Below are 18,879 nucleotides of genomic sequence, written 5' to 3' on the forward strand. Positions count from 1 at the left end.
GGGCATTCGGAACCCGGACCACCACGCCTCCGACGAGGTTAGGGCCGGCCGCCGGGCGAGTCCGCAGCTTCGTCGCGTTCGAGGGCGAACGGCACCGGCTCCCGGGTTATCGCGTCGCGGAGGTCTGGGGCGCACGAGCCCTACGGCCGATACACGATGCCCCGGTTCGGCCGGTAAAGCGTGACGATCCGGCCCCGACGCAGAGGGTTTGTCGGTCAGTGCCCTGACACGGTCGATCTTGCAGTGCCTCCTCCGATCCTGCCCAGGCCGGCGCGAGAGTTCCTGATCCTCCGGCCTCGCAGACTGTGGCCCCAACGAGGGTGACGCGATTCAGAGCCTGGTCGTCAGTGCGTACGGCTCGGGGATGTCGGTGCTCGCTGGGAGAGTGCCGCCGAGGACGGTGAGGGTGCCGTGGGAGGCGAGGGCGGCGTCCAGCCAGAAGCCGGCGCCGTCGGGCACGGACGGAAGCGGCAGGGAGGTCCAGTGGCCGGCGGCCCACCGCAGCACCGTGGTGTCGCCGACGGTGGTGATGCCGCCAGGTGTGGCGGTGAAGCCGTAGAGGCGGCCGGCGGCCGCGGGAACGGGTACCTGTCGCCAGGCGCCGCCGACCCGGCGCAGCACGAGGGCGTGGCCAAGGTCGTCAGGGTCGAGGAGCGTGCGCCCGGTGGCCCACAGCACCCCGTCGCGGTCCGTACCGAGCTGGTACACCTCCCCGTTCAACCCGGTAGCCGGCAGGGCGGCGGACTTCCAGCCGTACTTGTCATAGTGCAGTATCAGCGGCTGGTCGTCGCCGTTGTAGCCGCCGAGCATCACGTCCCGCGGGCCGAGCGCGGTCACTGAGGAGAGGTTGACGTGGGCCGCGTCGGGGACGGCCGTCTGCTGCCAGGCCGTTCCGTCCCAGTGCTCGACGAGCGCCTCGAAGTGCGAGACCACCGTGGTGCCGCCCGGCTTGCCGGGCGTCGGGGTCTCGCTGTCGGTGATCTCGGCCCAGCCGACCCCCCAGACGTCGTCCGCGGCCCTGGCCGAGACCGACAGCAGCCCGCCGCCGCGCGCGGCGTCCGGCAGCGGCGCGGTGACGATCCGCCAGGAGGAGCCGTCCCAGTGCTCGGTGAGGACCCCGCCGAGCGAGTCGACCTCGTCGCCGACGATCCACCCGTCGTCGGGATCGCCCGGGACCACAGCTGCCGCGGTGATGCGGCTTTCGCCGTCGAAGGCAGGCAGCGCTACCTCCCGCCAGCCGTGTCCATCGCCGCTGAAGAGCAGCGGGGTGGTCCTCCGCGCCTTGCTGCCGGGCACCTGCGTGACGCGCACCCCATACGCCCAAGTGGTGTGCGGGCCGACGCTCACACCGCCCAGCAGCGTGCCACCTGCGGGTGGCAGCGGGACCGGGGTGAAGCGGGACCCTTCCGCCTGCGCGGTTCCGCCGGCGCCGAGCAGCAGAAGAGTTATCGCCGCCGCTGTCGCCGCTCCGGTACGCCATCGCATGGGTGGATCTCCGTCAGTCTGTGAAAGGTCGTCACAGTTAAGACGCGCCGGAACCGCCGGAATGTTTCACCGGATGGCGCGTGGTGGGGGTGACTCCTTGCACCACTCACCTCCCGCTGCGGACGCACGTCGTAGGCGTCGGAGACTGCATCATCCTGATTGCGATCGGTGTGAACATCACCTCCGCGACAGACCAGCCGGCGGGCCTGGCGCACGGGTGGCCCGCCGGGCACGACCTCAGTGTTGCTTGCGAAGTACAGCTTGCGGGTACGGCCGCACCGCCGGCTCGTCATCGGGCCCAGGCCGCGCCGGTCCGTCCGTGCTCCAGGCCGAGCCGGTACCAGTCGCCGGCTGTCAGGACGTGCAGATCGGGGCCCCGCCCGAGCAACTGCGCTTCTGCGGGCAGGGGTTGGTCGTCTGGAAGCAGGACCAGATACTCGCCGGTGACGTGGAAGTCGCCATCCTCGAGGACACCGACGGCCAACCGATCGCGCTCTGGGGCGTAGCCCCCGAACAGGGCAGCGCGGGAGCCCTCCACCGCCAGCGCTTTCGGCCCCTGGACGGGGTTGCGCCACCCGGTCAGAGCGCCGTCTCGAACGCGAACGATGGGGAAGTCGGTGTAGTAGCAGGTCCAGGCGGTTTCCCCGTCGACATTCAGCGCATAGCAATCGCTGATCGCTCCTCTCGACAGGCCGGCCTCCCATGGGAAGTGCCAGTCCATGCGAAGGTCGGGGGCGAACCGGACCAGTCCGCTGGCTCCCATCGGCCTCGGGGCGCCACTGTCGCCCCAGCCGTAGTTGCCGTAGACCCCTTCGTCGAAGTACCCCACCCAGATATGACCGGTGGGCGTGGTGAGCACGTGCTCGATGGAAATGGATGCCTTTGCCGCCGACGCCGTGGTGCCCTGACGAACGGCCGACCTGTACATGCCTGCGGACCACCCCAGTCAAGCCGTAGTCCAGCAGACCGCGTCCGTCGCAGCCGAGCGGGATTCCGCAAGGCGGACACCACACGTCCGGATCCGCCGAGGGATCGGGGACGCCACAGGTCAGAGGGTCGCTGACGGGGCCTCGACCAGTTGCAGTTCCAGTTGCGTTCGTCTCTGTCCAGGAGCGTTCGCCGTACGTCCCGAGCCTGTTGCAGTGCAGGCCAGGACGGGGTCCGCTTCCGGGGTGAACCGGGCTGACCCTAGGGTGCAGTGGTGATGGATTCCCCGCCGCCGGCCGTCCTCTTTCTTGACGTGGACGGGCCGCTCATCCCCTTCGGGGGGACACGGGAGCAGTATCCGGACGGGTATCCGACGTACGTGCCGCAGGGAGCCGGCGGAAATCCGCTGCTGGCCAGGGTCAATCCGGCGATCGGGCCGCAACTGCTCGCATTGCCGTGCGACTTGGTGTGGGCCACCACGTGGGAGACCGAGGCCAACGAAAGCCTCGCGCCGCTCCTGGGTCTGCCGCAGCTCCCCGTGGTCGCCTGGCCCGACCCGACTGACGGGCCTGAGCCGGCGGGCCTGCACTGGAAGACCCGCACACTCGTCGAGTGGGCCGCCGGGCGCCCCTTCGCCTGGCTCGACGACGAGATCACCGATGCCGACCGCACCTGGGCCGAGGTCCACCACCCCGCCCGGACCTTCCTGCACCGCGTCGACCACCGTCACGGCCTCACCGCCGCCGACTTCGGCGCACTTGAGACGTGGTTGCGCGGCGGGTAGCGGTCCTCACCCAATCGTCGTCGGCAAGATCGTCGGGTCTGACACAGGCCGGCCACGTGGAGTCCATGCGCATCGGGCCCGACAGCACAGTCCTATACCTGCTCGTCGACACCGAGATTCCCATCACGGAGAGTCTCGCCGCGCACGGTCTGGAGGCGCCAGGCCGGACCATTCGTCTCCGCAGAACGTTCGGCGCGGTGTCACACGGTCGGGGGCAGGGGCCCTCGCCCTCTGCGGTCACGACGCTGGCGGAGATCACGCTCGCGCTGGAGGGCGGTCGCGGGGCGGGTGCTGTGCTGGGCGCTGCTCAGGAAGGGGGCGGTAGAGGACTTCGCCGGCGCGGCGGTGATCGCGTTGGCACGTCGGGCGCGAGGTGGGGTTCCCGTGGTGGTCTGCACGTGCTTCTCAGCGTCGTGGCACACGGCCTCAGCTCCGGACCTCTCGCACAGCGTTGCGCGAGGCGACACGGAGCGGCGGCGGAGCCGGGGCCGGGTCAGGAACAGCGCGGGACCGGGGAACAGCCGGTCAGAGGACTCGCGGCGAGACGTACCCGGCCGTGCACGGCGCCGGCCGCCCGGGACCCCGGCCCACCCCCTACGCCGCTCGCCCGGGACCCGGACCGTCCCCTACGCTGGCCGCCCGGGACCCGGACCGTCCCCTACGCCGCTCGCGCGCTGACCCGGCCCGCCCCCCTATCCCGCTTGCGCGCTGACCCGGCCCGTCTCGATCGCGTCGAGCAGTGCCTGGTGGTCGCGTTCGTTCTGGTCGGCATAGCTCTCGGCGAACCGTGCCACCGCCCGGTCGAAGACGTCACTGCGGCCGAGATAGGCGGCGATGGCGATCCGGTCCCCGGAACGTGCGTGGGCCCGGGCGAGCGTTCCGCCGCAGACCTCACCGAATGCCTCCATGGTCTGCGGCCCTTGGCGCGAGGGCACCGCGATGCCCTTCCAGTCGCGCAACTGGCGAACGTAGAAGTCCCGTTCCCTGCCATCGGGCGCGCGCACACGCTCCCAGCCCAGGAAGATGTCGCTGGCCGCCTGCATCAGCCGCTGACCGGCGACGACCCGTTGCCCCTGCGTGACGTACTCGCTCGCACCGACGTAGGGGGCGAGGACCGACTCGTCGGCCTCCTTGGCCTGGAGCAGCAGCGGATCGTCCCCGTCCCTGCCGAGCATCAGGATGATCCAGCAGCGGGTGCCGACGCTGCCGACGCCGACCACCTTGCGCGCCATGTCGGCCATGGTGAACTGCCGCAGCAGATGCTCACGGTCGGTGGGCAGGCTCCGCCCGTACCGCGACACCAGATCCCGGAACATCTCCTCCAACTGTCCGCGTTCGAGCTCGGGCAGCAGGTCGGACGCGCGCACGAGAGTGGGCGGTGTGGAAGCGATGCGCCGTTCGCCGTCGACGACCTCGGTCAGCTTCTCGAACGCCTGGCGGCTGTCACGCGTGCGCGCCTTCGCCATGGCGGCGGACAACCGCCGGCTCTCCCGCCGCGGCAGCCGCTCGGAGGCCAGTTCCCGCAACCGCCCGACATCGGCCTTCGCGTACCAGACGTCGAGATGGCGCATGCCGGCGAAGCCGCGCATCCGCTCGCGGTAGGACCGCACCGTGGAGCGGACGATCTTCGCGCGCCGGCCGTGGCTGAAGCCGTTCTCCCGTCCCGCGATGACCAGGCTGGCGGCCAGCCGCTTGACGTCCCACTCCCACGGCCCGGGCAGGGTCTCGTCAAAATCGTTGATGTCGAACAGCAGGTTGCGTTCGGGTGAGCCCAGCAGCCTGAAGTTCAGCATGTGCGCGTCTCCGCAGAGCTGGACGCGCAGGCCCGAATCCGGTGTCGTGGCAAGGTCGCCGGCCATGATCGCGGCGGCGCCCCGGTAGAAGCGGAACGGAGATTCCGACATCCGTCCGTAGCGGAGCGGGACCAGTTCCTCCAGACGGGTGGCCGACTGCCTCTCGATGACGTCCACGGGGTCCCGGCGCGCCCCGGACGGCTCGAAATGGCCGTGCTCCGAGCGAGGGACGCGGGCTCGCACCGACTTGCCGAGGGCAGCGCTCTCGTACGGTGAGAGCCGCTGCTCCGGTGTGCTCGCGCTGTGATCGGTCACGACACCGCCTCCTCGCTCTGCCGCCCCGACAACGCCGGAAGGCTGCCACCGCACCGGCTCCCACCGCACCATCGTCACACCCGCCGAAGCATCCCGCCCGCCCCGCACCGGACCACTCACCGTCACCGTCACCGGCACCGGCACCGGCACCGGCACCGGGCGACCCTGGCACCGTCTATCCCGCGCTCACGCGCCTGGAACGAGAGGGACGCCTGGCCACCCGGCTTGTCCCCTCGTCGAGCGGCCCCGCGCGAGATCCGCCCGGGCCCGGCACGTCGACGGCGTCGAGGCCGTCCTCGCCCGTCCGCTCCCCGCCGCTTCCCGCCGCTTCCCAGAAGGGCACCTGACGCCTGACGCCCTGGCCCGCGAATACCTCGGCGTCCGCCGGTCTCACCGTCACACCAACCGGGGCCGCAGGTTGGACCATTCGTCCAGCCGCGCAGCCAGGAGAGGATCCCGGAGGCGACCGCGGTGCTGCTCCGCGGCCCGGATGAGGTTTCCGGCCTGGCGTGAGCGGAGCAACTCGGCGCGGGAGCAGAGGTGGAGGTCGGAACGGCGGGCGAGATCGGCGGGAGTGCCGGGGATCGCAGCCAGACAGTCGCGGACCAGAGTGTCGGCCTCTGGCACGGTGACGTCATCGGGCAGTGGGGCGTAGCGGTCGTGGAGCGCCGCGACGAACCAGGCGCGGGATTCCACCGTGGCCAAGGTGGTGAACAGCCCCTGCCGCTCACCCTCGTCGAGGAGCCGGAGTTTGAGTCCGATCCAGGAGCCCTGGTTCTCTCCCTCCTGGCTGATGCGGAAGTCGATGACCTGCAGGTGGTAGAGCCACCAGTTGGTCCGTCCCTCTTCCGGCGCGGGTCCGTGACGGGCGAGCCAGTTCAACTGCTCTTCCGGGGTGGCCCGGAGCAGGTGGTCGAGACGGTCCAGTGCCGGGCGCCGGCTGGCGGAGCCCTGGGAGCGCACGACGGCTTGCCCAAGCGTCAGCGGCGCTCCGATCCGGTAGAGGGGCAGGTCGTCCGTACCGCAGGACAAAGAGCTCCTTCGCGGGCCGGCAAGGACGAAGACCTCGCTTTCGGGCTGCCACAGCTCGTGGAACTCCGGATCGGCACCCGGCACATCCCTCAGCGGCCACCGCTCGGCATCCAGCAGCGCCCTTATCTCCCCGAGGCGGGGAATCGCGGAGGAGAACGGGCCGTAGGCTGCGCGGATCGCAGGGTTGACCACTTCCGGGCCGACCGTCTCCAGCCGGTGGACCTGAACAGCTGAACCCACTCCCCGCCACGTCCGGTCAGCCCGCCGACGCTCCCACGTGAACTCGACCAACCCGAAATCGCGGGTCATCACCTCGCGCGTCCGGTGCTCACCGAAATCCGTTCCCAGTACGGCAGTCACCTGCTCCGGCGTGCTGTGAGCATCGAGGCCCAGGACCGTGCCTGAGCTGAGCACATCGGCGTAGAACTCAAGATCGCTCACCGGCCGTGCTCCCCTCTCACCCGCCGTGCTCTCCTCTCCCCCGCCGTGCTCTCCTCTCACCCGGCGCCCGAGCCGTCGGGCTGTGCGTCGGTCAGCGGCAACTGCGGGTGCGTGGCGCCGATGCGGGACGCGAGTCCTCCGGTCAGCGGGTAGGGGCGTTCGACCGGCAACAGCCGGCCGGCCTCAGCCGCCTGGCCCTCCCTGGTCAGTGCGTGGACCGCATGGCTGCGTTCGGTGACATCATCAACCCCCACGATCCACTCGTCGATGTAGCGGTGGACAGCCTCGCCCCGGAGGCCGACCTGGAGGGACCGAGCCGGCATCGGCTGCAGGTCGAGGTCCCGCTCCGGGTCCCACTGGATGCGCACGGAGCTGCGGCGCATCTCGCGCTTCCACTCGTCGCGAGAAGCGTGCATACGACCGTCGTACCCGGACGACACGCTGTGGGCGAGGGCCCACTCGAACCCTTCTCGGCGGATCTGGATGGCCAGCACCCGCTCCTGCCCCGCTGCGGTACCCCAGGAACTGCGGTACATCATCCACAGGAACGAGGGCTTGATCCACGTCATCCGCCCACGGTCGTATCGGTCGGGAAACCGTCCCGCGGCAGCCGCCGGGCAGGCGATCTCCGGCGAGTAGGCCTGGTAGACCGTGATCGTCTCGGCAGAGTAGAGGGCGCGGATCTCGCGCGTCACGACAGACACAGGTGCCATGGTCACCGTCGGTGCCGCCGCGGGCCACCGGGTTTTCACCGCGGAGCCGACGCACAGCCCGGTCTCGGCGCCGGTCCCCCGGAGCGGATTGGCTACGGTCCGCCAGGAAGCCCCACTCGGCGTCGGTCATGTCAGACGGATAGCGCGGCACTCCGTCCGGCCGGTCCGCGGCGTTCCCGTACACGTGCGCGCGGGGCCATCACACCCCTGTCGGACGGAGGAAGGTGCGGTCGAAGCGTCGGAACGGGTGGGGCCTCTCGCGTCGTAGTCGTAGGGGAGCAGGCTCAGGAGTTCCCGGGCGGCCACTCGGGGGCCAGGAGGGACCACACCTGCTTGTCGTAGCGCTCGCCGGCGTAGGGCCAGGCCTCGCGGCGGACGCCCTCCAGGGACATGCCCAGGCGCTTGGCCACCGCGGCGCTGCGGTGGTTGTCGGCGCGGCAGTGCCACTCGGCCCGGTGCAGCCCGCGCTTCCGGAACGCCCAGTCCAGCAGGGCGGCGCAGGCGGGGGTGACCAGGCGCCTCCCCTCCGCCGAGGGCTCCAGCCAGCAGCCGAGCTCGCAGCAGCCCGCGGCGGCCTGGAAGTCGGTGAACATCACGCCGCCCACCAGCACACCGCGCGACCAGATGCCGTACAGCCGGGCGGCGTCGCGGGCCTGCTGTTCGGCGTACCTGGCGAGCGTGGACCGCGCTCCCTCGACACCGGTGGTGACGAAGGCCGGGCCCACCCAAGGCCGGATGTGGTCGCGGGCGCGGTCGAGGTGGTCGGCGAACTCGTCGGCGTGCCAGACCTCCAGCGGGGCGAGACGGGCGTCATCGCTCAGCGGCAGTGCGAACACGGGTACCTCCCTGATTGCACAACAAGTGTTTTGTGAATGTAGCGTAGGAGGATGCCGCGTCCCAAGGGAGATCACGAGAGCCGCCGCCGCGAGGTCTCGGAGGCGGTGTGGCGGGTCATGTCCGCCGGTGGCTTCACCGGCCTGACGATGCGGGCCGTCGCCGGCGAACTCGGCTCGAGCACGGGCTTGTTGACCCACTACTTCGCCAGCAAGCACGCCCTGGTGAAGTACGCGCTCGACCTGCTGGAACAGCGCACCGCCGCCCGCCCGCGCCGCGAGGCGGGCGGCGGCCTCGACGGCCTGCGGGCGGCTCTGCTGGACATCCTGCCGCTGGACGCGGACGCCGTGGCAGGCAACCGCATCTGGGTGTCCTCGTGGGACTCAGCGCTCGCCGACCCGGAGCTGACCTGCGACCACGCGCGCAGATACGCCCACAGCCGTGGGGTGCTGGCCGCACGGGTGGCCGCGGCGCAGGACGCGGGCGACCTGCCCCCGGGCGACCCGGACCGGGTCGCCGCGTCGGCGCAGTCGTTCGCGCTCGGCCTGGTGGTGCAGGCGCTGCTGGACCCGGCGGCGTTCCCTCCCGAGCGCCAGATCGAGCTGCTCGACGACTACCTGACCGCACTCACCCGCGGCCCCGCCGGGGCGGGGCCTTCCCAGCCGTCGGCGAAGCCCGGGTAGGAGGAGTTATCGCCGGCCGACGGGTCCACCCTGCCGGACTGTCACGAACCCTCGGACGAGCAGTCGGAAAGCGGGCTAGGGGCACCCCCTCAGAAGGGCTCCGCCGACCCCTGCCCTCTATACATCCAGCGATATATAATCATTCCCATCATCGATATCAAGGGAGGTAGCCATGAGTCGGACGGTGATCGACCTCGACGACGAACTGCTGGCAGATGTAGCCCAAGCACTGGGCACGAGCACGAAGAAGGACACGGTCAACACGGCTCTCCGTGAGGTGCTGGACAACCGGCGGCGCGCCCTGGCACTCACCCGGCTGCGGACGGCGGCGGACGCGGGCGGCTTCGACCTGGACCTTTTTGAGGACAAGAGGAACTACCGTCGATGAGTGCGGCGCAGTTCCTGATCGATACCAGCGCCCTCGCCCGCTTCCTGCGGGGGGACGCCGGGCAGTACGGCTGGGATCGGGCAGCGGCAGCGGGACTCATCGCGACCTGCCCGGTGACCGAGCTGGAGTTCTTCTACAGTGCGCGTTCTGCTGAGGACCGGGCCCGGGGCATCGAGGACATGCGCCTGCTCTTCGGCTGGGTGCCGGTGGATGACCGGGCTTACGACCGCGCCTGGCGGGTCCAGGAGCTGCTGACCCGCAAAGGGCAGCACCGCAGCGCGGGCGCGGTGGACCTGGTGGTCGCAGCGACGGCGGAGCTCCAGGGGCTGACCCTCCTCCATCGTGACCGCGACTTCGACTGCATCGCCGCCGTCACCGGTCAGCCCCTCCAGTGGTACGGCCCCGACCCCGGGAAGTAGCCCGCCAGCACGAACACTGTTCGTCCTCGGAGGTTCTCTCGGGTCACCGTGTTCGGGGCCGTCCACGGCCACTCGTGACCCGTTGGAAAGCGTGTTGTGGGCAACGCCTCACGAGTTCGCATCTCGTATCGTCCGCCCCTCCGCCGTTGCTCGGGCCACATCCTTGGGCAAGTGATCCGCGGTCCGCCATGATTCGCACACTGCGGGCGGCGGCTCCGGTTCTCGCGATCAGCACGGAAAGCCGGATTCCTCGGCAGGTTTCCTCTTCGGGATCATCTCCGATCGCCGGCTCTTCAGTACCAGATGGCCACGAGGCGGCCGGCCGCGTCCCGTTCCGCGGTGGCGGGCAGGCGCTGCGCGGTTTCGACAGCGATGCGGTGCGCGGACCACGCCGCGGCGGCGGCATCCAGTACGTCGTCGGTGGGGACGGAGTCGGCCTCGCCGAGTTCGTCGCCGAGCTGAATGCCAGCGGCGGCCAGGAGAGCACGGCGTACGGCCTGGCCCCGCCAGCTCTTCTTGCTCTGACTCAGCGGAGTACCGCCGGCCATGGCCTGGAACGAGACCTCGGGGTGCATCTCGTACGGAGAACGTCCGTCTCGTCGTCTGGTTCCACTGACCTGACGCCCAGCGATCCCGGCCTGGCGCTCCGCGACGCGATGCCTCACCAATCACGACAAGGTCACAATGATGGGACTTTTCCAGCCTTGGGTCGACGCGATCCGACAGGATATCCCTCTCCGCACCGACAAGATCACGGTACGTGCTGGCACGCGGAGATCGTCAGGTGAGCGCGTTCGCGCGCAGCGAGGTCAGAGGGGCGTGCGATGGATCAGCCTGGAAACCAGCGGGGAAACAGAGGCCCTTCCTGGGCTCGTACGGATGCGGGCGCCGCAGAGCCGGCAGTGCCGGACGACCACGGTGTGGCCGCCGGGCCATCACCGAACGGTGTGCCTGAGATCGCGGTACCGACGGCGCTACCGCCGCAACGCGGGGGCCTGTTCGGTCGCCGGCGGCGCGACGAACCCTCAGAGGCAGCCGAGTTACGTGCGTGGATCACCAGGACACAGGGCGCGAGCGCGGAGCACATTGCCGGACTCATCCATCAAGTACGTTCTGAGGCAGCGGCTTTGAGGGCGGAGTCCCAGAGGGAAGCCGAAGGCATCCGCAACGACGCCCGAGACGTGGCCAAGGAGATCCTGGACGACGCCCGCAAGACGGCGAAGGAGACCCAGCGTCTTCAGAAGGACGCGGAGAAGTACCGCCGGGAAACCTACGAGGCGCAGACACACCTCGCCGCGACGCAAGCCAGAATCGTCACCACGGACGAGACAGCGCTGCTCCAGGAAGTGGGGATCTACTCCTACCGGCACCAGTTGCACGACGCCGTGGCCTACCGCAGCCGTCTCGACTCCTTGCAGGCGGAGATCAAGAACCTTGCGCGTGCGAACCAGGCGGTGCTCGGGGCTACGGACTGGACCGTCAACGGTTCCAGGCGCGAGGGCCAGAAGATGGTCCGCGACTTTTCCAAGCTCATGCTGCGCGCCTACAACGCGGAGGCGGACTACGCCGTACGAGCCATGCGTCCGCACCGTCTGAACTCGCTGATCGACCGGCTCTACAAGAGCCGGGAGACCATTGCGAAGCTCGGCGCGACCATGCACATCCGCATCTCCGACAACTACCACAACGCCCGGGTGCGGGAGTTGGAGCTCACATCGGACTTCCTGCAGAAGAAGGACGAGGAGAAGGAGGCCCAGCGCGAACTGCGGGCCCGCGAGAAGGAAGAGGCCGCGGTACAGCGCGAACTGGACCGTCAACGGGAGAAGCTGCGGAAGGAGCAAGGCCATTACGAGGCCGCGCTCCAGCGCCTCCGGGAGCGCGGCGACCACGCGGCGGTCCAGGAGATGGAAGCCAAACTCGCCGAGATCGAATCCGCGCTGCGCGATGTGGAGACCAGAGCCGCCAACATCCGCACGGGCTACGTCTACGTCATCTCCAACATCGGCGCCTTCGGCGACCGGATGGTCAAGATCGGCCTGACCCGGCGACTCGAACCCCTGGAACGCGTACAAGAACTCAGCGGCGCCGCCGTGCCCTTCCGGTTCGACGTCCACGCATTGATCTTCAGCAAGGACGCCGTCGGCCTCGAAGCGCAACTCCACCAGACCTTCGCATCACGCAGAGTCAACCGCGTCAACGGGCGCAAGGAGTTCTTCTACGTCACCCCCGGTGACGTGCGGGATGCGCTGCAACGCTATGCCGGCCAGCACCTGGTGGAGTTCACCGAAGAGCCCGAGGCACTGGAATGGCGAGCCAGCTCCTCCCCTCCCTCTGCGTCGTAGAACTGCCGGGGGTCTCTGGTCTGGTCTCGTTCGCCGGCGTTCAGCCGCATCTGGCCGACTGTCGAATGAACCTTCCGCCGCAGGTCAGGTGCCCCATCAGCCCGCAGGACACCCCTGTCGGCCTTACCTCCGACGGCCGTCGCCCCACCCCGGCAGGATCGGAGGCAGGTCGCTGAGCCCGCGGGCTGGTCGCTTCGGCGGCGGAGACTCCCCGTCGTCACCGTCCCAGTGGCGCGCGTACTGGTCCGGAAGGCTGCCCCAGCCCCGGTAGGGAACCGGGCGTTCGGGGGTCTCATCGAGTTCGTCGAGGGGATCGATGCGCTTCTCCGCCACCGTGCACAGGTGGGCCCAGTTGTCACCCAGGTCGAAGACGTAGGCGAACTGCTCGCCGGCCCGCAGCCTGCTCAGCTCGGTGGCATGGCCGTCCAGGGTGCCCTCCGGGGCCTCGCCGTCCCACCAGTCCAATGGGCTGACCGGTGTGCCGTCGGACAACGGACCAGTTCCACCCGGATGGACAGCCAGGTGCGTGCCACGATCGCCACCTCTTCATGCGCGAAGTCCAGGGGCCGGCGCCAAGGTTACTGACCATGACCGGCAGTCGCGGGACCGAAACGACCGGGCGACCAGGTGACCGGGCGAGCACGCTGACAGCCGCGGCGGCGGGATCAGAGCGTTCGTCGCGTCGCGCGCAGTACGACGTCGCTGACGTGGTGGGTGCTGGCCGCGCCGGCGGGGCGTGGGCGGGTTTCGTGGGTCTGGACCTGCCAGGTGCCGGGGTCGGCGGTGAGCGCGGCGGCGATCTCGTCGACTCCGACGAACGCCTCCGGGTCGTACATCCGGGTCTGGTTCGCCACGTCCACCGGGCCGCCCAGGGGGGTGAGGTCGTGGTGCACGACCAGCAACGTGCCGCCGGGGGCGACCGCGGCGAGCAGGCTGCGCAGGCCACGCTGGTCGGGGGTGCGCTTGAACGAGCCGTACTGCAGGGAGACCAGCTCGAAGGTCCCGGTGCCGAAGGGTGCGGAGTCGTTGACGTCGCCGCGTACGAGGGTGACGGCGAGCCCGCGGTGTTCGGCCTCGGCGCGCACCCGGGCGAGCGCGTTGCCGGAGATGTCGGTGGCGGTCACCTTCCAGCCGTGCTGGGCCAGCCAGAGGGCGTCGGCGCCCTCGCCGGTGCCGACGTCGAGCGCCCGGCCCGGGGACAGAGCGGTGGCCTCGTGGACGAGCGCGCCGTTGGGGTTGCCGCTCCACGCCCGGCCGGGGCCCGCGTAGCGGTGGTCCCAGTCGGCCTCCTCGCCCGAGTGCCGGACGGCGTCGCGCAGATCCTCCTCGGCGAGGCTGAAGGCGATCATCGCGCCGACCTGGCTGCCCTGAGCGGCCGACGGAAGCACTTGCAGGCTCGGGTCGGTGACGTTGCCGGCCGCGTAGATCCCCGGTACGGCGGTCTCGCCTCGCGCGTCGACCGCGAGGACGTCGCCGGCACCGGTCGGGTGCGGGGTGGCGGTGAGCCCGACGCCGGCCAGCACCTCGGCGCGCGCTCGGAACCGCGAGCCGACCACGACGGCGTCGGCCTCCAGCACGCGACCGTCGCCGAGTTCGACGCCCGACACCTCGCCGTCCGGCCCGGTGCGAACCCGGCTGACCTTGCCGCGCTCGACGACGACGCCGGAGGCGGCGAGGGCTTCGACGACTCCCTCGTCCACCCCGGCCGGGTCGTGCAGCACGACGGTCAGCCGGCCGGCCAGGTGCCGGAACAGCGGAGTGGGGTGCAGGCCCAGGGGGTTGGTGACGATCTGGACCAGGCGCTGGTCGCGCACCTCGAAGCCGTGGCAGAAGGGGCAGTGGATCACACCGCGTCCCCATCCCTCGGCGAGGCCGTCGATGGGGGGAAGTTCGTCGGACAGGCCGGTCGCGGCGAGGACGCGGCGGGCCACCAGTGTGTGCCCGCCGCTGAGGTCGAGGCGGAACCGGCCGTCGTCATGACGGTGCACTGCCACGACCCGGCCGGGAAGCACCTCCCCGCCGTAGGTGCGCACTTCCGCGCGCCCGATCTCCATCAGATCGCCGGGGGCGGCTCCTTCGTGGCCGAGGTAGCCGTGCATGTGCGCGGCCGGGGCGTTGCGCGGGGTGCCGTCGTCGACCACGACGACGCCGCGCCGCTGGCGGGAGAGCTGCAGGGCGGCGGCGAGACCGGCGGCCGAGCCGCCGATCACGGCGACGTCGCAGTGCCGCTCCATGGTGGGGTGCGGGGTGTTCCTGACCTGCTCGGACGGCTCGGAGTGGGCCGAGGACGGGCTGTGTGCGGCGTGCTCGCTCATGAATCCGACGGTACAGCGCCCTGCGCTTTCCGCAATGGCCCTTGCACAATCAGCAAGACGCGGTGGAGGATGGACGTATGCATGAAGTCGCCGACATCGAGGCCCTGGCGCGGTCGCGCCTGCGCAGCATGCGCACCACCCTGGGGTACTCCCTCGACGAGCTGGCCGAGCGCACCCACCTCAGCCCGTCGACCATCAGCCGGGTCGAGACGGGCCGGCGCACCCTCAGCCTCGACGTGCTCGTGCCGCTGGCCAACGCCCTCCAGATGAGCCTGGACGTGCTCTTCGAGGTGCCCACCGACGACGACGTCGTCATCCGTCCGGTCGCGCACAGCAGCGGCACGCGGACGACATGGCCGCTGAGCCGTCCGGACGGGCGGACGGTCGCGGTGAAGATGCGCCTCGAACCGCCCGAACCATCCGAACCACCCGACGCAGCGCCCGGTCAACGGATGCACCCGGGCCACGACTGGTTCCTCGTACTGGAGGGGCGGGTGCGGTTGTGGCTGGGCGAGCGACGGATCGACGTCGGCACCGGGGAGGCGGCGGAATTCGCGACGATGGTCCCGCACTCGATCACGGCTTTGGACGGCCCGGCCGAGTTGATCATGGTCTTCGACCGTGACGGCCAGCGCGCCCACGTGCACCAGTGAGCTCGACGCTCGCGAAGGGGCACGGCACACCGGGGGCCGCAGGAGGGGGCCGGGGGTTGCGGTCCGGTCTGCATGCGCGGCCGTTCAGACGGCGTGGGCGTCCTCCGGAGAGAATCCAGGCATGTCCACCGACGTGACCGGCATGATCGAGTGCAGACCCGGTGCCCGGCTCTGGGGGCCCGACGACGAGGACTCCGTGTGGCAGGCCGGCATCGACCTCTGGCTCCTCAACACGGGCAATGCCTACGACGCTCTCGCCTGCCTCTTCGGTGTGCGCAACACGTTCGGCTTCCGTCCCCTCTCCGAGGGCCGCGGCATGCCGGCTGACGCGTCCGACCGCCTGCGTGGCGAGCTCGCCTCATGCGGCGGTTCCGGACACTTCCACGGGACCACATGGATCTCCTGGGCAGAGCTGGCCTCCGCCGACTGGCAGGAGACGGACCTCTCCGGCACCCGCAGCCGCCAGTCAGCGGCGGGAAACGCCACGCGCTGGGGCCCGGTGTGGAAGGTGATGAGCACCCTCAGCGATGTCCACGGCCCAGAAAACGTCCGTCTCGTCGTCTGGTTCCTCTGACGTGACGCCCAGCGATCTCACCGGGCACGACCTCGCGGGCCCCCGCCGCGAGCGGTCGGGGTCCCGCGGCGCCGTGCGTCTCGCGGTGGGGGCTCGTGTCACCTTCGCCAGAAGAGGTGGTGGGTCACGCCGCTCGGGCTGGGGACCACCTCGAGGTGGAAGCGGTCGAGGAGGTCGTCGGGGGAATTCCAGAGGCGCAGGCCGGAGCCGAATTCGACCGGGGTGACGGCCACGTGCAGGGTGTCGACGAGGTCCGCGTCGAGGAACTGGCGGATGGTGCGGACGCCGCCGCCGAGGCGGACGTCCTTGCCCTGCGCCGCCTCGCGGGCCCGGGTCAGGACGGTGGCCGGGTCGGCGTCGACGAAGTGGAACGTGGTGTCGGAGAGCGTGAACGACGGGCGCTCGTGGTGGGTCATGACGAACACCGGCGTGTGGAACGGGGGCTCCTCCCCCCACCAGCCCTGCCACTCGTGGTCCTGCCAGGGCCCGCGCTGCGGTCCGAACTTGTTGCGGCCCATGATCTCGGCGCCGATGTTGTGGGAGAAGTCCCGGGTGAAGTAGTCGTCCAGGCCCCGGCTGCCCCCGGAGCCCGGGCGGCCCGGGAAGCTCGCCGTGGCCGTGGCCCATTCGTGCAGCCTCTCCTGGTGGTCCAGGCCGAACGGACGCTCCAGCGTCTGGTCCTCGCCGGCTCCGATTCCGTCGCTTGAGATACTGAAGTTCTGCACCCGCAGCAGTTGGCTCATGGCTCTCCCTATCAGGTCGGGTCCCGTCAGCGTGCGGCGAAGCGCCGCACACCATGGCGTCGAACGGGACCCGACCGGATCGACAGGGGTCACCGATTTCCTTCAGGGCCGGGGAAACGGGTTGGCGTGGTGCACCAGCTCCAGGGCCTGCTGCGGGAACCACGCGCCGGCCGCCGGGTCGGGGTAGCCGCGCTCAGGGTCGTTCGGGCCCGCGGTGCCGCGCGTGCACTGGCCGTCGGACTGGCCGGGGATCTTCACCCACAGCCTGGCGTCCTGCAGCGGGTCGCCGGTGTTGAGGGTGGGGAGGGCGCCGAGACCGCGGCCGGGCGGGTTGCACCAGTCCTGCGCGTCCGAGTAGACGCCGGCCGGCGGCACCCAGGGGCCCTGGCCGTTGCGGCTGGTGTCGGTGACGAAGTGCTTCATCGTGGCGGGCGCGGCGTGCACGTTCGCGTCGAGCCACGCCTGCGCGTCCGCCTGCGCCCAGTACTGGTTGGGGCACGAGGCGGCGTCGCCACCGCTTTGGACGTAGCTCAGGCAGGAGGAGATGAGCTTGCCGTACCAGGCGAGTTCGCTGTCCGAACGGTAGTTGGAGATGTTGAGGAAGAAGCCGCTCGCGTCGCCGACACCGCCGCTGATCAGCCGGGGCACGATGTCGTTCACGCTGTGCCAACCGCTGTGGCCGGCGTCGATGTACACCTTCTCGCTGCGGGCGGCGGACTGCAGCGCGTCGACGGCGTACCGGATCTCGTCGTAGCGCTCGGCGGTCCTGCTGCCCTGGGCGTCGTCCGCTCCGCAGTCGGACGGCAGCAGGGCCAGCGAGTCCGGCTCCAGGATGACGTCGGCCGGCCGGCCGCCGATGCCCGCCTTCACCGCGTCGATCCACGCCTCGTACTCGGCGGTGTTCGCGGCGCCGCCCGCCGAGTACTGCCCGCAGTCGCGACCGGGGACGTTGTAGAGCGAGAGGACCGGCAGGGCGTGCAGGCGGGCCGCGTCGCCGACGGTCTTGCTGACGGACGCCCGGACGTCCGCGGGGGCGTCGCCGCCGGTGAACCAGACGGCCTGCGGGGTGAGGGTCATGGCGCGGACGCCCACCGCGTCCAGGAGCTTCCCGTGCCGCAGCAGGTCGAGGACCTGGGCGTTCGCGGCGGGGTCGGCGGGCGGCGTGAACAGCCGCGCGGACGGCGTCCCACGGTGTTCGGGGGTGGCGGCATGCGCGGGGACGGCGGCGGTGGCCGCATGCGCGGGAACGGCGGCGGTGACGGCGGCCAGTGCGGCGGCCGCGGCGACGCAGAGGGAGCGGGTACGGCTGCGGGGCCGGACTTCGGCGGTACGGCCGCCGTCCCGGGTTGCGGCGGTACGGCCGCCGGCGCGGATGGTCATGGGGGGTGGGCTCCTCGGGGCAGCGGACGTGGCGGGGCGAAGGCTCGTCGGAACGACTGCATGGGAGCGCTCCCATACGCAGCGTTAGCATTAACCTCCGCACCACGCGACGGCGTCAATCCCCGCGCACGACGTATTTCCGCAGGAGGACTTCTTCATGACCGACCGGCCCTTGACGCTCATGGCAGTACACGCCCACCCCGACGACGAGGCCACCGGAACCGGCGGAATCCTCGCCCAGTACGCGGCGCAGGGCATTCGCACGGTTCTCGTGACGTGTACCGACGGCGGTTGCGGTGACGGACCGGAGGGTGTCAAGCCGGGCGATCCGGGGCACGATCCGGCGGCGGTCACCGCGATGCGCCGGGAGGAACTCCGGGCGAGCTGTGACGTCCTGAAGATCAGCGACCTGGAGATGCTGGACTATGCCGACTCGGGAATGATGGGCTGGCCGACCAACGACGCCCCCGGGGCGTTCTGGCAGACCCCGGTCGAGGAGGGCGCCGCCCGGCTCGCGGCGCTCATGCGGCACTACCGGCCTGATGTCGTCGTCACCTACGACGAGAACGGCTTCTACGGCCACCCCGACCACATCCAGGCCCACCGCATCACGATGGCGGCGCTGGACATGATCGCGCTGGAGACGGCCGCGCCGGAGACAGCCGCGCAGGGGACGGCCGCGCCGGAGACGACCGCCCCGGCGTCGAAGGTCTACTGGACCACGGCGCCCCGCTCGATGATGCAGCGGTTCGGCGAGGTCATGCGCGAGTTCGGTGAGGACATGCCCGAACCCGATCCTGCCGAGACCGCCGCGATGGCCGAGATCGGCCTCCCCGACGACGAGATCACCACATGGGTGGACACCACCGCGTTCAGCGGCCAGAAGTTCGACGCGCTGGCCGCGCACGCCAGCCAGGGCGAGAACATCTTCTTCCTCAAGATGGGCAGGGAGAGGTTCGGCGAGTTGATGGGCATGGAGACCTTCGTCCGCGTCCGGGACACCACCGGCGCGCCCGTCCCCGAGAACGACCTCTTCGCCGGCCTGCGCTGAGCGGTCC

19 protein-coding genes are annotated in these 18,879 nt (G+C 70.6%); 8 read left to right on the forward strand and 11 right to left on the reverse strand.

Annotated features, from left to right (window positions below; genetic code table 11):
* Positions 1–330: 330 nt before the first annotated feature.
* Positions 331–1,485 carry a hypothetical protein gene (locus ACQPW6_RS17435; protein WP_433890552.1) on the reverse strand — a complete coding sequence of 385 codons (1,155 nt, stop codon included), beginning with the start codon at positions 1,483–1,485 and terminating at the stop codon, positions 331–333.
* 289 nt (positions 1,486–1,774) lie between these two features.
* On the reverse strand, positions 1,775–2,344 hold the full coding sequence (locus ACQPW6_RS17440; protein WP_433890553.1) for a hypothetical protein: 570 nt from the start codon (positions 2,342–2,344) through the stop codon (positions 1,775–1,777).
* A 345-nt stretch (positions 2,345–2,689) separates the two neighbouring features.
* Between ACQPW6_RS17440 and ACQPW6_RS17445 the strand changes: the two genes are divergently transcribed.
* Entirely contained in the window at positions 2,690–3,196 is a 507-nt protein-coding gene (locus tag ACQPW6_RS17445; RefSeq protein ID WP_433894568.1) for an HAD domain-containing protein, read from the forward strand.
* A gap of 692 nt (positions 3,197–3,888) precedes the next feature.
* Here ACQPW6_RS17445 and ACQPW6_RS17450 read toward each other — a convergent pair.
* The 4 genes from ACQPW6_RS17450 to ACQPW6_RS17465 form a co-directional block, all read right to left on the reverse strand.
* Positions 3,889–5,376 (reverse strand): DUF2252 domain-containing protein, encoded by a 1,488-nt coding sequence (locus ACQPW6_RS17450; RefSeq protein WP_433894569.1) that lies wholly within the window; start codon positions 5,374–5,376, stop codon positions 3,889–3,891.
* Positions 5,377–5,700: 324 nt separating this feature from the next.
* Entirely contained in the window at positions 5,701–6,777 is a 1,077-nt protein-coding gene (locus tag ACQPW6_RS17455) for a hypothetical protein (RefSeq protein WP_433890554.1), read from the reverse strand.
* A gap of 56 nt (positions 6,778–6,833) precedes the next feature.
* A complete protein-coding gene (locus ACQPW6_RS17460; RefSeq protein ID WP_433890555.1) occupies positions 6,834–7,490 on the reverse strand; it encodes a DUF4291 domain-containing protein in 657 nt (218 codons plus the stop codon).
* A 284-nt stretch (positions 7,491–7,774) separates the two neighbouring features.
* Positions 7,775–8,326: a GNAT family N-acetyltransferase gene (locus ACQPW6_RS17465; RefSeq protein WP_433890556.1), complete on the reverse strand. Its 552-nt coding sequence runs from the start codon at positions 8,324–8,326 to the stop codon at positions 7,775–7,777.
* Between the two features lie 51 nt (positions 8,327–8,377).
* On the opposite strand from ACQPW6_RS17465, the gene ACQPW6_RS17470 reads away from it, so the two are divergent.
* The 3 genes from ACQPW6_RS17470 to ACQPW6_RS17480 all read left to right on the forward strand — a co-directional run bounded on the left by ACQPW6_RS17470 (position 8,378) and on the right by ACQPW6_RS17480 (position 9,814).
* The gene (locus ACQPW6_RS17470; protein ID WP_433890557.1) at positions 8,378–9,007 is read left to right on the forward strand and encodes a TetR/AcrR family transcriptional regulator; all 630 of its coding nucleotides are present in this window, start codon (positions 8,378–8,380) and stop codon (positions 9,005–9,007) included.
* A 172-nt stretch (positions 9,008–9,179) separates the two neighbouring features.
* Positions 9,180–9,395 carry a type II toxin-antitoxin system VapB family antitoxin gene (locus ACQPW6_RS17475; RefSeq protein ID WP_433890558.1) on the forward strand — a complete coding sequence of 72 codons (216 nt, stop codon included), beginning with the start codon at positions 9,180–9,182 and terminating at the stop codon, positions 9,393–9,395.
* On the forward strand, positions 9,392–9,814 hold the full coding sequence (locus ACQPW6_RS17480) for a PIN domain nuclease (protein WP_433890559.1): 423 nt from the start codon (positions 9,392–9,394) through the stop codon (positions 9,812–9,814). The genes ACQPW6_RS17475 and ACQPW6_RS17480 overlap by 4 nt, the downstream gene beginning before the upstream one ends.
* A gap of 293 nt (positions 9,815–10,107) precedes the next feature.
* Here the strand turns inward: ACQPW6_RS17480 and ACQPW6_RS17485 are convergent, their stop codons facing one another.
* Complete coding sequence (locus ACQPW6_RS17485) at positions 10,108–10,479, reverse strand: DUF429 domain-containing protein (RefSeq protein ID WP_433894570.1); 372 nt, start codon at positions 10,477–10,479, stop codon at positions 10,108–10,110.
* 516 nt (positions 10,480–10,995) lie between these two features.
* Here ACQPW6_RS17485 and ACQPW6_RS17490 point away from each other — a divergent pair.
* Positions 10,996–12,156 (forward strand): DUF4041 domain-containing protein, encoded by a 1,161-nt coding sequence (locus ACQPW6_RS17490; RefSeq protein WP_433890560.1) that lies wholly within the window; start codon positions 10,996–10,998, stop codon positions 12,154–12,156.
* A gap of 123 nt (positions 12,157–12,279) precedes the next feature.
* Here the strand turns inward: ACQPW6_RS17490 and ACQPW6_RS17495 are convergent, their stop codons facing one another.
* Positions 12,280–12,648, reverse strand: a complete 369-nt coding sequence (locus tag ACQPW6_RS17495; RefSeq protein WP_433890561.1) for a hypothetical protein — start codon at positions 12,646–12,648, stop codon at positions 12,280–12,282.
* 173 nt (positions 12,649–12,821) lie between these two features.
* Entirely contained in the window at positions 12,822–14,471 is a 1,650-nt protein-coding gene (locus tag ACQPW6_RS17500; RefSeq protein WP_433890562.1) for an FAD-dependent oxidoreductase, read from the reverse strand.
* A gap of 77 nt (positions 14,472–14,548) precedes the next feature.
* Here ACQPW6_RS17500 and ACQPW6_RS17505 point away from each other — a divergent pair, with 77 nt between their 5' ends.
* Together ACQPW6_RS17505 and ACQPW6_RS17510 are read left to right on the forward strand one after the other, a co-directional pair.
* Entirely contained in the window at positions 14,549–15,124 is a 576-nt protein-coding gene (locus tag ACQPW6_RS17505) for a helix-turn-helix domain-containing protein (protein ID WP_433890563.1), read from the forward strand.
* A gap of 121 nt (positions 15,125–15,245) precedes the next feature.
* Positions 15,246–15,698: a hypothetical protein gene (locus ACQPW6_RS17510; protein ID WP_433890564.1), complete on the forward strand. Its 453-nt coding sequence runs from the start codon at positions 15,246–15,248 to the stop codon at positions 15,696–15,698.
* 98 nt (positions 15,699–15,796) lie between these two features.
* Here the strand turns inward: ACQPW6_RS17510 and ACQPW6_RS17515 are convergent, their stop codons facing one another.
* On the reverse strand, positions 15,797–16,441 hold the full coding sequence (locus ACQPW6_RS17515) for a dihydrofolate reductase family protein (RefSeq protein WP_433890565.1): 645 nt from the start codon (positions 16,439–16,441) through the stop codon (positions 15,797–15,799).
* Positions 16,442–16,543: 102 nt separating this feature from the next.
* Complete coding sequence (locus tag ACQPW6_RS17520; protein WP_433890566.1) at positions 16,544–17,821, reverse strand: glycoside hydrolase family 6 protein; 1,278 nt, start codon at positions 17,819–17,821, stop codon at positions 16,544–16,546.
* A 157-nt stretch (positions 17,822–17,978) separates the two neighbouring features.
* On the opposite strand from ACQPW6_RS17520, the gene ACQPW6_RS17525 reads away from it, so the two are divergent.
* Positions 17,979–18,872 carry a PIG-L family deacetylase gene (locus ACQPW6_RS17525; RefSeq protein ID WP_433890567.1) on the forward strand — a complete coding sequence of 298 codons (894 nt, stop codon included), beginning with the start codon at positions 17,979–17,981 and terminating at the stop codon, positions 18,870–18,872.
* The last annotated feature ends 7 nt before the right edge of the window (positions 18,873–18,879 follow it).

The sequence above is a fragment of the Streptomyces sp. CA-111067 genome, assembly GCF_050956065.1.
Taxonomy (GTDB): domain Bacteria; phylum Actinomycetota; class Actinomycetes; order Streptomycetales; family Streptomycetaceae; genus Actinacidiphila.

What these genes read in the sequence shown, in the direction of transcription:
- ACQPW6_RS17450 (WP_433894569.1), bottom strand. Translation starts at nt 5,376, where the DNA reads ATGGTGCGGTGGGAGCCGGTGCGGTGGCAGCCTTCCGGCGTTGTCGGG.
- ACQPW6_RS17515 (WP_433890565.1), bottom strand. Translation starts at nt 16,441, where the DNA reads ATGAGCCAACTGCTGCGGGTGCAGAACTTCAGTATCTCAAGCGACGGA.
- ACQPW6_RS17500 (WP_433890562.1), bottom strand. Translation starts at nt 14,471, where the DNA reads ATGAGCGAGCACGCCGCACACAGCCCGTCCTCGGCCCACTCCGAGCCG.
- ACQPW6_RS17445 (WP_433894568.1), top strand. Translation starts at nt 2,690, where the DNA reads ATGGATTCCCCGCCGCCGGCCGTCCTCTTTCTTGACGTGGACGGGCCG.
- ACQPW6_RS17475 (WP_433890558.1), top strand. Translation starts at nt 9,180, where the DNA reads ATGAGTCGGACGGTGATCGACCTCGACGACGAACTGCTGGCAGATGTA.
- ACQPW6_RS17510 (WP_433890564.1), top strand. Translation starts at nt 15,246, where the DNA reads ATGTCCACCGACGTGACCGGCATGATCGAGTGCAGACCCGGTGCCCGG.
- ACQPW6_RS17435 (WP_433890552.1), bottom strand. Translation starts at nt 1,485, where the DNA reads ATGCGATGGCGTACCGGAGCGGCGACAGCGGCGGCGATAACTCTTCTG.
- ACQPW6_RS17480 (WP_433890559.1), top strand. Translation starts at nt 9,392, where the DNA reads ATGAGTGCGGCGCAGTTCCTGATCGATACCAGCGCCCTCGCCCGCTTC.
- ACQPW6_RS17470 (WP_433890557.1), top strand. Translation starts at nt 8,378, where the DNA reads ATGCCGCGTCCCAAGGGAGATCACGAGAGCCGCCGCCGCGAGGTCTCG.
- ACQPW6_RS17505 (WP_433890563.1), top strand. Translation starts at nt 14,549, where the DNA reads ATGCATGAAGTCGCCGACATCGAGGCCCTGGCGCGGTCGCGCCTGCGC.
- ACQPW6_RS17520 (WP_433890566.1), bottom strand. Translation starts at nt 17,821, where the DNA reads ATGACCATCCGCGCCGGCGGCCGTACCGCCGCAACCCGGGACGGCGGC.
- ACQPW6_RS17525 (WP_433890567.1), top strand. Translation starts at nt 17,979, where the DNA reads ATGACCGACCGGCCCTTGACGCTCATGGCAGTACACGCCCACCCCGAC.
- ACQPW6_RS17460 (WP_433890555.1), bottom strand. Translation starts at nt 7,490, where the DNA reads ATGGCACCTGTGTCTGTCGTGACGCGCGAGATCCGCGCCCTCTACTCT.